This window comes from Clostridium rhizosphaerae, assembly GCF_016765585.1.
GTDB classification, from domain to species: Bacteria; Bacillota; Clostridia; order Clostridiales; family Clostridiaceae; genus Clostridium_AT; species Clostridium_AT rhizosphaerae.
Map to the genome: position 1 here is coordinate 853885 of NZ_JAESWC010000002.1, position 11083 is coordinate 864967.

The following is an 11083-nucleotide window of genomic DNA, read 5'->3' on the forward strand; positions in this document are numbered from 1 at the left end:
TGACCTAAAGCGGCGATTTGCTGTGTCAGGTCAAGCTTTAAATACATTAGCCTTAATTAATATGCATTTATTTCAGATATGCAGGTGTCACTATAAGTATTTCCTTTATAAACCTGCAAAATGGTAATCTTTATATACTGTGTCTTAATTACCTCTCCAAAATTTAGACGCTGCGTATCCATTATACCGTCCTGCAAATCATAGGTTAAACTTTTTCCATTTGAAAAATCTACTTTTATTTTGGCTGCTCTGTTGTTAGAATAATAGGATTTAGTGCTTTTTGAATACCCATTAATTATATCTATGCCTGAAACACTCTGCAATGAATCATTATAAAGTTCTACCCATTGACCAATTCCATCATCTGAGCTTCCTTCAACCCATGCGGTTGTTTTATCTCCATCGTAAACAAGTTTAGGCTCATGGTTGAAATTAACTTCTTTTAGATCTGATGATGCAGATACTTTATTAAATACAGGCGCACCTGACGGTATAGCTTCAGTATCTGGTTCTGGCTTTTTTATACTAGGAAACTTAAGATAGATAGAGTTATTATTTCCAATTACCGCTTTATCGCTTTGGATAGCTTTGCCATCCACTATATTTTCTGCATAAATTTCTGAAGATGAGGAAAGCGGTCCAAATTTATTTGCATCTTTAACTAAAACACCGGAATCTTTTCCATCTACGTATATTTTTGCATTATCATAATCTGAGCTTACCTGTACAAATACGATCTCATCAAAATTTATGTTCACATCAATTGTATTTTGAGATGCTCCCAAATTTTTATGACTGCTTATGAGTTCAATGTCCATATCCTTTTTAACATTAAGATATTTTTCTTCAAAAGATGATTTCAATTGATATATTCCGGGTATAAAAGGTCCAAGTTTTGCAGTGTAGTTATCCTTATCTGATACAACAGGAGTCCCTTCGTTCAAACTTACCTTTGAATTCTTAAGTTTCATATTAAGATTTATATAGTACGGCTTAATCTCGAAAGCATATTTATTAAAAATCAAAAATTTTTTCCCCTTATTAATAAAAACTATATCCGGAGAACTTGCTTCCTTTGAGCTTAGTGCAAGTTTTGCAGCTTCACCGCCCACCTTATCACTTTGCTGCTTTATAGAATCTAACATCAAATTTAGCCATTGGGGATTCTTATCCATATATTTTATCAAAGGTTGGATCGTTTTTTCATTAATTTCAACTCCAGAACTGCCTTCAGATAGTATTTTCGCAATTTCATTTGCCTTATGAGAAGTCATGGCACTCTTAAATCTACTTAGAGCACGATCTTTACTGAATATATAACTACCACTGCCTATTGCTACAGCTATAATAACTACTACTACAATAGTTACTTCTAAATAGAGCTTTGGAATTTTTCTAAACACTTTTATAAAATTTACACTTAGTTTTTCAAACGACTCCTTAAATTTTATAGGATCATTTTTTTCTTCAGATATGTTCGTTTTATCCTCTATGATTGCATTTGAGGGAATATCATCTATCTGATGCTCCTCTGATTTAACAGCATCAGTATCATGCTCTATTTGTGTTCCACATTTTGGACAAAACTTACTTGTACTTCTAACTTCAAAACCACATTTTTTACAAATACTCATTAGGTTATCCCCCTCTATTTTAAGAACATACTCATTTTTAAGAGAAAAGATAAAATCTATATGCGAAATACTTAATTATGTCATTTCTTGTTTTTATAAGCTTCAAATCATAAGCCCGAAATTACTGATACTGTTCCATTTGAACTAACAGCGCGACAGCAGTCTACGTAAACTTCAATAAAATCATACCCACCTCTCATAGCAATAGAACGAGCTTTTTCCATTCCATTTGGAAGAGAGTGTCCGGCTTCAAAGTGCTCGATAATCCCACCTGTTATATCAAGTATATGAACTTCATAAGGTCTGCCTAAATAACACACAGATACATATCCAAGAAGGATACCTGAAAGCTGCACTTCAGGGAACTCGCTTTTTATTACATTGATTATATTGTTAACCTTTTCCTGGTTATGAACATGTCCCCCTACATCCAATTTGTTAAGTGCATCCATATATTCCTTCGAACGGCGCTGACGAAGAATTCTGTCAAGCTTCATCTTATCCATTTGCGTAATCTGATTTTTTTGTTCCTGATTAGTTACACTAAGCACATTATTCGTCTGAGCTTTGTTTTGCTGTGTAAGTTTTAACATTGGTCTTGGCAACATCCATCCCCCCTATTTAAAACTACAGGAAAGGGAGGTTCTGCATTTCCCTCCCTCTAGTTATTATATATCTAACCTATACTAAAACTTTTCTTGTTTTTACGGTTTTGTTTTTTTGAGACAATTCCTCTGCCCCGATAGGCCTTCCTGAAGCCGGAACAGCTCTTTCCTTTCCCCAATCACGAATAGCATCAATTTTTTCCGGGCTCGTTTGAGAAAGAGGTACAACATTATTGAAAGTTGTAATCATGTTCTCCTCTGTAAGCTCATAACTTTCATTGGCAACAATTCTATAAGCAAGCTCCCTGATAGTTGACTCTATATCAGCTCCGGTAAAGCCATCAGTAATTTCTACAATTTTATCTGAGAAAGGTCCTGTAAAATTTAATTTCAGATATTTTTTCATATACATTGTTATAATTTCTCTTCTTTCATTAGCCGTCGGCAAGTCTACAAAAAATAACTCGTCAAATCGTCCACGTCTTAAAAGCTCTGAAGGAAGCATGGAAACATCATTGGCAGTCGCCACAACAAATACTTGTTTTTTACACTCCTGAAGCCAGAATAAAAATTGCCCAACCATTCTTGTTGACACACCGCCGTCATTGCTGCCGCCTGCTCCTGATAAACCTTTTTCAATTTCATCTATCCACAATACACATGGCGAAACGTTTTCTGCAGTAGTTAAGGCGTTCTTAAGCTGCTGCTCTGATTGACCAACATAGCTGCCTTGTACTGTTGCAAAGTCCAGCCTATATAAGGGCAGCTTCCAATTTGCCGAAATAGATTTAGCAGATAAAGATTTTCCGCAGCCGGGAACTCCTACAAGAAGAATCCCTCTTGGTGACTGAAGTCCTCTAGCTTTCATTTCATCTCGTTTCTCAGGAGTTAATAAGGCTTTTTTCTCTTCAAGCCACTTGCGAAGTCCCTCTAATCCGCCAACATCCTTAACCCTCTCATCCACTTCTATTTTTTCAAGACCGGATATATCAGAGAAAAGCCTATCCTTTGCAAATCTTATTTCATCCAAGTCTGATTTTTTAATACTCCTGTTGGCAATTAGGGCTGCTATTACATTCTGCGCCTCAATTCTTGTCACTCCCGCCAGCATTGAAGCAGCTTCTCGAATGTCTTTGTTATCCCATTCAATAGGAATATCATTGCGGTAATCGTCAATGTATTCCTTAATAATGTCATACATCTCATCTTCATTTGGAAGATCAACCTTTATGGTCATCCCCAGCCTCTGGAGCTGATTCCAAACCTCATTGCTTGTAAGAATAATTACTACACCGCCAGACTCCTCGGCAAGTGTTACCAGATCCAAAACTTGTCTTGCGTCGCTGTTGTCACCGCTTAAATCAGGTACTTCTGTCAGCACAAGAGTCAGACACTGCTTTCTTTTCATCTGTTCACCCATAAAATCAATTGCACCATAAATAGATTTATCCTCGCTCAAAACTTTCTCACTTGTCAAATCATATACACCCTTTGACAAGGTATGAACAAAAAACTGAAGGTTTAGTTCTTCCCCCACTTGCTTTAGAATTTCCAAGGTTCTTCCCCGCTCTATTGTATTAACTGCTATAAATGGAATTCTAGCTATAGAATATCTTTTAAGCAGTTCTTTACATTTAGATAAGTCACTCATAAAATTGCTCCCTTCGCAGTAGCTAAAATGAATTTACTTTATTGTTTCTAACAAGGCTTAGAAGCTTTCCTGTTCTATCCTTCTTTGCTGAATCCTCAAGTGATTTCTGCATGCTGTTTGCCTGCTCTTGTACAAGCTTTACATACTGATATCTATCCTTCTCAGGTACAGCATTTAAATTAATAGCTTGAGCAAGAAAATTAAGTTCCTTTCGAAGTGCAAGAAGCGATTGGATAATTAGCGCTTCCTGTCCCCTTGCAAAGCTGTAATCTCTTTGAAATTTATCAGCAGCTGAATTCATTCTGTAATTGATAACATCTACAAGTTTTTTAGCAAAACGTTCTGCCACACCGGACTGCCATTGCACGGTTCCCTGCTGCATTGCTTCTAAAACCTCAATATCATTTGACTTTGTCTTTAAAAGTTCTAAAATAGCAACCCATTCAGAATAGGTATGCGGAACTTGAATCATATTTTTCTCTTCCTCCTAACTACTACCTGCGGAGGCTCAATACTCCACTCCGGCAGTCCTAAAGCAAAAATATTAATCGGTTCAACATAGGTTTTCCTTTGTGTGTCTGCAATTTTACTTTTAACCTTTTCAGCCGCTTTTACTGCAGGCTCTCTGACTCTATTTAGAGGTGCTTTCTCCTCCATGAGCTCTCTATTATTTATGACAACCTCTGCACCACAATTATCGCAAAACTTATCTCCAGCCGTAATTTCAGCACCACATGCACTGCATATTAGTTTTTCAATTGTATCTGTCTGTACCGAATTAATGAAATTAGCTCTATCCTTAGCGTTCATAATTAGCCCTCCTATCTTTATTAAGAAATTCTGATTCTTCTATTTGAATCTGAAAGCTTTTTGATGTATTGCTCAGGAGATATTTGTTCCAGATAATCGATAACCTTTTGACTTTCACTATCCTTCTCCTGGAACTCAGCTCTAAAGTCAACTACTTCAGCTAAGGTTGCAAGTAAAATCTGTGTTCCGCTGCTACGCTTTTCTTCAAACTGAGTTTCAAGCTTGCTCCTAAGCTCCTCAAGCTTCTTTTTCTTTGAAAAATGATTTATAACCAAACCAATACCGGCAATTATCCCAATAAAGCCAAACAGGGCGTTTCCTGAAATTATCATTATAAGTCCTATAACACCTATGGCTCCCCCTCCCCACAACGAATACTTTTCAAACATTGAAAGTTTGAGTTTTGCCAAGGCTTCTGTTTTTTCTTTATCTACAAGACTGTTAAATCTGTCCGCAAGTTCACGCTCATCTTTTCCGTCTGTTGTTTTGTCATTAAAGGAATCTATGTTAATTTCAATTTCATTAGGAATATTCATTCTGTTCTGAGCAGTAACATCATTATATGCATTGATTATCCAATCGCGAGAAAGAGCTATTGCAAACTTTTGTGTTGAGATGCCTGCATGTGAGCTTTCAGGCTTCATAGCTGCATCAGTTAAAAGCTGCGTGAAATTTTTACGCTCTTCAAAGGCAGTCTGCTCCACCTTCATACTTGCTTGAGCTCTTTTCTTATCGCCTTCGAAATCAATAATAAACTGATTAAATTTTTCTTCTCTTCTTAATGGCAGCTCTTCATCGTCAAAATCTGTAACTAGTTTCATTAGTTCCTCATCTAATTGTTCTTTCAGCGAGTCCGTTGATGCCTCCTGAGAAAAGATGTTCTCAAGATAATTGAAAACTTCTGCATGCAGGTAAGCTCCTTCCATAATATGTTCTAATACAGGCCATGTCCTGCTGTATTTTTTTAGATATGGATAACAGCTTTCTGTTAGAGGAGGACGCTTTGCATTGATAGCCTCAGACCATTGAGTTGTTTGCTGCTCAACAAACCCCGGCTTATCTGATAATTTGTTTAACCATTCAGTCATCTGCCTTGAAATGACTCCTTCTGAGTCAGTACCTAATAAACCACTGGCAAAAGCATCTATAATAACAATACATTTTCTGTCTAAGTTTTCTTCATCTTGATTTGCAAAATATCTTTGTGTCCATTTTAAACAGGCATCTTTTCTATCTGCACGACGACATATAAGTGCAAAGAGTAAGGAAGTTTTTTCATCATTTCTCTTAATTGCTTCATGCAGAGCTTTTTCTGCAAGTTCCTGCTGATTATTTATCCATGCTGCTATAGCTACTAAGCATGGTGCAAGCCAATAATTTGGATTTGAAATCATAAGTTCTTCTGTGGCAGTACTAATAGTATCCTTTCTCACGATACCCAAATCATCTGCCTGAAGAATTCCGGTTGTTGTTCTACGAACTTCATCATAGTGACCATATTTTTTCTCTAGTTCTTGACGTATTTTTATAATGTTAGCTAATGCCACTTCAAGGTTATGCTGTTTAACAGCCATATCTACATAATCTTGAAACTCTGCGGCCAATTTAGCTACCTCATTGTAAACCACATTTACATTCTGATCTATAGCATTTACCCTTTGATTAACTACATCAACATTGTTGTTAACCACTTCAATATTCCTGTAGATAGTTTGAAGATTGTTCTCTATTAGAGATAAGTTTGCCGCACTAATTACCCTTTGTTCTGACATAGAAGAATACCTCCTTAACGTTGACTTATAAATATTAGAAAGTCAGATTTATTTTTATGGATGGTTAGCATTTAAGAACATTACAAAATAATAGAGTATACGGTTTTATAGTTTTACTCTATTATCATTTGAAACCTCTCATATCATTTTGTATTTCTATTGCTTCTTAAGTCTTTATGCCAAATACTTCTACGCCTGTACTTCACTTATAATCCATAGCTTCCCCCCTAAAAAGTTATGCCTGTAATTTTACTTTCCCATCTTTGATGAACAATCCAGCCCCAATAACTTCATAATAAATCTTTTGAATGACTAATGATTTCTTAAGCAATTCTAACGCAACAGCGTCGCTTATATTGTTATTTATGTAGCTTGCCACAGCCTATCTAGCACAATTATTACATATTTATTTATATTTAATTTTTGAAATAAATAGACCTTTACACATATAATTTTCAGGTGAAATGAATATAATTAAATGATATTTTTTTATCAGCTTAATCTGATTAGGGGGGTAATGGGAATAAGAAAAAGAGGAATTGGAAGTTTGGTTATCACTTGCGCTATTTACTCGCTTATACTCTACATGTTTGTAATACCTTTTTTAAAGAATGCTTTTTTTCATGGTGATTTTAGCATTATAGAAGACTTAAGAGATGAAATTGTAGGTGATTTTAAATTTATTGGAATTTTTATTCAGGCCGTTCAGCAAGGCATTGAAAATGGACATTTTAACTTTCAGATAGTTAAGCAGCAATGGACCTTAACAGCACAAAGCAAAGACCTATTTATTGAATTGATAGAATTTTTGACATTAGCAACAGTAAGCGGCTTCATTAGAAGCATTCTTCAAATGTTCACCTCTCGTAAAGGGTGGGATGACATCTCTTTCTTATTTGAAATTTTTTATCCCATAAGACTCTTTCTTTCTTTTAGTATTTACCTATTAGAATCTCTAATTGCTTTGCTTCCGGCATTGCTATTTATTAAATTACGTTTTTTAAAATTTTTCAATCTTAATCCGGAAGCTATTTCAACTAATCACTATATACTTTACTGCATCCTTTTAATAATAACATCTATTGTAACCAGCTATATCTTTTATAAATTAAATAAAAACGAACTTTTTAAGCTCTTAATTCAAATACCTATAACCCTTATTTCAATTAGTATAATTTTCCTTGTTTTAACCTATTTATATAAAATAGCAGAATATATAGCTTTGCTAGTAGTTCTAGCACCATTTATCTTATTTGTGTATGCCTTTACCAGGTTTTTCAGAAAAAGATAATTATTGCTGTGGAGAATAATCAATCTAAAAAACTCCAAGATAGTATACAAAGCTAGCATACATTACTACATCCATAAGTTAAAAAGCATGACCTAACACGGTAAATCGCCGCCTTAGGTCATGCTTTAAACACTTCAGCTTATTATGATTAGAAATTTTGTTAACTTTCTATGTTAACAAGCATTATTTTGTTAACATTCTAATGTTAATATTGTTAACATACACTTTTAGAATGTTAACAAGAATGTTAACAGCCTTAACCATTGATATTACTGGCTTTATTAATATTTGTTAACTTTGTTAACATTAATATATATATAAATAATAAATAGGGGATATAGGTATATATAGAGTATATATAATATACCTAATATGCCTAATATAAATATATATATAGGAAAATACGTAGCAATGTTAACAAAAGAGTTATATTGTTAAGTCAATCTTACCATCTGTCATAATGTATTCTTGCTTTATTAAATCTATCTGCCATCTTTCTATCTTCATCAGGATATCCTATTGGTACTATTGATAAAGGAATTACGCTATTAGGAAGATTTAAAAGCTCTTTTATGGCTTGCACCCTATCCTCTGTTGGATAAACGCCTAACCAAACAGCTCCAAGTCCCATATCCTCCGCAGCTATCAATATGTTTTCAGTTGCAGCTGAACAATCCTGCACCCAATAGCCCTTAAATACTTCCTTAGCTTCATCACCGCAAATAACAATTGCTGTATCTGTATTTAGCAGCATCTTTGAGTATGGATGTACTTCAGTTATCTTTTTCATAATTTCCTTGTCTCTTAAAACTATAAACTCCCAAGGCTGTTCATTTCCTGCCGAAGGTGCTGCCATAGCCGCTCTTAATAATTCTTCTATGGTTTCATCGCTTATCTTTATGTCTTTATATTTTCTTATGCTTTTTCTGTTTAGTATTGCTTTCATCTAATTTGCCTCCTGTGATGTTTTTGGGATTATATTTTTATTATAGGAATTGAGGTTAAATTTAACAAGAGGTATGTAATTAAACAACTGCAAACTATTCTTTTTGTATATTTATTAATACGAATAATTCAAATATCACATTTTTAAGATAAAACCTAAGTTCCCAAAATGGGAATACAGCTTTGAAAGGCTTTACATACCTCATATTTAAGATAAACAGTATTTTGGCATTCATTCCTGGATGGAAAAGATGTAATTTCACCTGCAGATTTGGCTGTTATGGTCCACAAAAGGTTTTACAAGACTGGAAGATATATAAAATTTTTAGGGTTTTATTCACTGCAAAATGGTGTAACTTTCACTTGTAACTTTGTAACTTTCATTCGTAATTTTGTAACTTTAAAAATCAGAAAGTTACAAAGAAAGTTACATCCCAAAGAGCAGATAAATCAAGGCTTTCTTATATATTGGTAACTTTGTAACTTTAAATTATATATAAATATAAAATAGATAATATAGGTATATATAGGTTATATATAATATGCCTAATATGCCTATATAAATATATATAGAAGAATGATGTTGCAATGGTAACAAAAAGCTTGACCTGACATGGCAAATCGCCACCTTAGGTCAAGCTTTAATTATTGAAAATTTGTGTTTAACCTGCCGTCGTAAATCACGACGGCAGATATGATTTTGGACTTACATTTAAAATCCTACTTTGGTATTTCATATAAGTTCTTCAGGCGTCATGTCTTTAATTACCTCAGCCAGGGTTACAACCTCTATTTTTTTATCCATATATTTCACTCCTCATGCTAATAATCTCAAATTCGATATAACAAAAAAACTTCTTACCCTAAGATAAGAAGATACTACGTCATCATAATAACAACCCTGGGCTATCTATACACGCTCATTGCTATTCGCAGATAGCCCGTTAAAGGTCATTTAGGCCTTTAACCCTCTTATCGCTGTTAGCAGAACCACCTTACTGTTAAGCAGGTTGGTATAGGGTCATTGAGCTAACTCTCTACCCTAATTCTTGATAGATTATCGATTGATTGTAATTGAGTTAAATCACATCGTTGATTTATTTACCTTTATTCTTTTTCCATTGTTTATATTCTTCCGGCATACAAACCGCGCAAGGCCTATAACCAGCAGCAATTGCGGTTTCTTCATCTGTAAAGAATACACGGTATTTTACATACTGCCCTTTTGCTATGTATCGTAAAGCAGACGGGCAATCAAGCCTTCCATATATTTTTAGGCGTTTGTGACCGCCTAATTTTCCTTTTATTTCACTCTTATATGATTTATTGCTTTTATCAATTAGGGTGTATAGTTTAGTTTCCACATTTTCTTTACACATATATACTACCTCTGATATAAAGTTTAGCAATCATTTATTTGCCCTATAGACATAATCTCCACTGTGCGCCTCTAAATCTTCATCGCTTACCTCATTTACAAAACATCCACATCCACCATGATCAATTAAATCCATTAAATCAAGTTGCTGAGGTGAATTTTCTAATTCTATTCTGAGTTCTCTTAAAGTAATATTTACATTTTTCCCATTTTTTCTTCTTCTTAAAATAGTTATATCATCTCTCTGTAGATATTCCCTTATTTCTAGCTCCTTTTCTTCATGATACTTGTACAACTCCGGTCTTTTCTCTAATAAATTTTTAAAGTGACCTATCCCTGCTCGAAAACAGAATCCTCCACAATTATTGTGTGCAAAACCTAATTTATAAAGTTCTGGCACTTGGATATTATCTTCATTCACTAATTTATTTAGCATTTCTATCTTTGTCAAATAAGGAGGTTCACACATAGGGAACTCAACTGTATACGGGTGCCAATTTTTTATAGGAGCTTTCTTTCTATGTTCTTCTGTCCAATCAATGCCTAAGTATAGTATACATTCTTCAGGATTGAAATTCTGCTTTATGTATTTTTCTGCTACCTTTTGTTTCAAAAGATGTGAACATTGTGCTACTCTGCTGTTAGGCAAAAATCGTACATCTCTTGCAACATCCCAAGGTGTTCTTCCATCCTTTATAGTGACAAGTTCAACTCCAAGTTTTATGGATGTTTCTTCAATAAATCTATGTAAATCCTGATCTTCCATCATAGTATCTGTAAATAATAGAATTATGTCTTCTCTATTATATATTTCTATGACACGTTTTGCAGCAAAATAACTGCCTATGCCCCCTGAATAAAATATTATATGTTTCATATATTTCTCACACACTTCCTCTAGTTGATAATGTTTATCAACTTCTATTTTACATCAAATAATAATAAATTACAAAAAATAAGTTAAGCCATAAATTGACATGGCTTAACTGAATCATAA

At 34.1% G+C, this 11083-nt stretch carries 10 protein-coding genes; 1 reads left to right on the forward strand and 9 read right to left on the reverse strand.

Annotated elements, in window-relative coordinates; genetic code table 11:
• Nucleotides 1-56: 56 nt before the first annotated feature.
• From JK636_RS07230 to JK636_RS07255, 6 genes are all read right to left on the reverse strand, one after another.
• On the reverse strand, nucleotides 57-1634 hold the full coding sequence (locus JK636_RS07230) for an NADase-type glycan-binding domain-containing protein (RefSeq protein WP_202748786.1): 1578 nt from the start codon (nucleotides 1632-1634) through the stop codon (nucleotides 57-59).
• Nucleotides 1635-1741: 107 nt separating this feature from the next.
• Complete coding sequence (locus tag JK636_RS07235; RefSeq protein WP_202748159.1) at nucleotides 1742-2242, reverse strand: hypothetical protein; 501 nt, start codon at nucleotides 2240-2242, stop codon at nucleotides 1742-1744.
• Nucleotides 2243-2315: 73 nt separating this feature from the next.
• The gene (locus tag JK636_RS07240; RefSeq protein ID WP_202748160.1) at nucleotides 2316-3890 is read right to left on the reverse strand and encodes an AAA family ATPase; all 1575 of its coding nucleotides are present in this window, start codon (nucleotides 3888-3890) and stop codon (nucleotides 2316-2318) included.
• A 22-nt stretch (nucleotides 3891-3912) separates the two neighbouring features.
• Complete coding sequence (locus JK636_RS07245; protein WP_202748161.1) at nucleotides 3913-4362, reverse strand: hypothetical protein; 450 nt, start codon at nucleotides 4360-4362, stop codon at nucleotides 3913-3915.
• The gene (locus JK636_RS07250; protein WP_202748162.1) at nucleotides 4359-4700 is read right to left on the reverse strand and encodes a zinc ribbon domain-containing protein; all 342 of its coding nucleotides are present in this window, start codon (nucleotides 4698-4700) and stop codon (nucleotides 4359-4361) included. The genes JK636_RS07245 and JK636_RS07250 overlap by 4 nt, the downstream gene beginning before the upstream one ends.
• Before the next feature lie 20 nt (nucleotides 4701-4720).
• Nucleotides 4721-6472, reverse strand: a complete 1752-nt coding sequence (locus tag JK636_RS07255) for a hypothetical protein (protein WP_202748163.1) — start codon at nucleotides 6470-6472, stop codon at nucleotides 4721-4723.
• Between the two features lie 517 nt (nucleotides 6473-6989).
• On the opposite strand from JK636_RS07255, the gene JK636_RS07260 reads away from it, so the two are divergent.
• Nucleotides 6990-7763, forward strand: coding sequence for a hypothetical protein (locus JK636_RS07260; RefSeq protein WP_202748164.1), 774 nt, complete (start codon nucleotides 6990-6992; stop codon nucleotides 7761-7763).
• Nucleotides 7764-8208: 445 nt separating this feature from the next.
• On the opposite strand, the gene JK636_RS07265 is transcribed toward JK636_RS07260, so the two are convergent.
• From JK636_RS07265 to JK636_RS07275, 3 genes are all read right to left on the reverse strand, one after another.
• Nucleotides 8209-8709 carry a nitroreductase family protein gene (locus JK636_RS07265; RefSeq protein ID WP_202748165.1) on the reverse strand — a complete coding sequence of 167 codons (501 nt, stop codon included), beginning with the start codon at nucleotides 8707-8709 and terminating at the stop codon, nucleotides 8209-8211.
• 1096 nt (nucleotides 8710-9805) lie between these two features.
• Nucleotides 9806-10087, reverse strand: a complete 282-nt coding sequence (locus JK636_RS07270) for an Ada metal-binding domain-containing protein (protein ID WP_202748166.1) — start codon at nucleotides 10085-10087, stop codon at nucleotides 9806-9808.
• A gap of 30 nt (nucleotides 10088-10117) precedes the next feature.
• A complete protein-coding gene (locus tag JK636_RS07275) occupies nucleotides 10118-10963 on the reverse strand; it encodes a hypothetical protein (RefSeq protein ID WP_202748167.1) in 846 nt (281 codons plus the stop codon).
• Nucleotides 10964-11083: the final 120 nt, after the last annotated feature.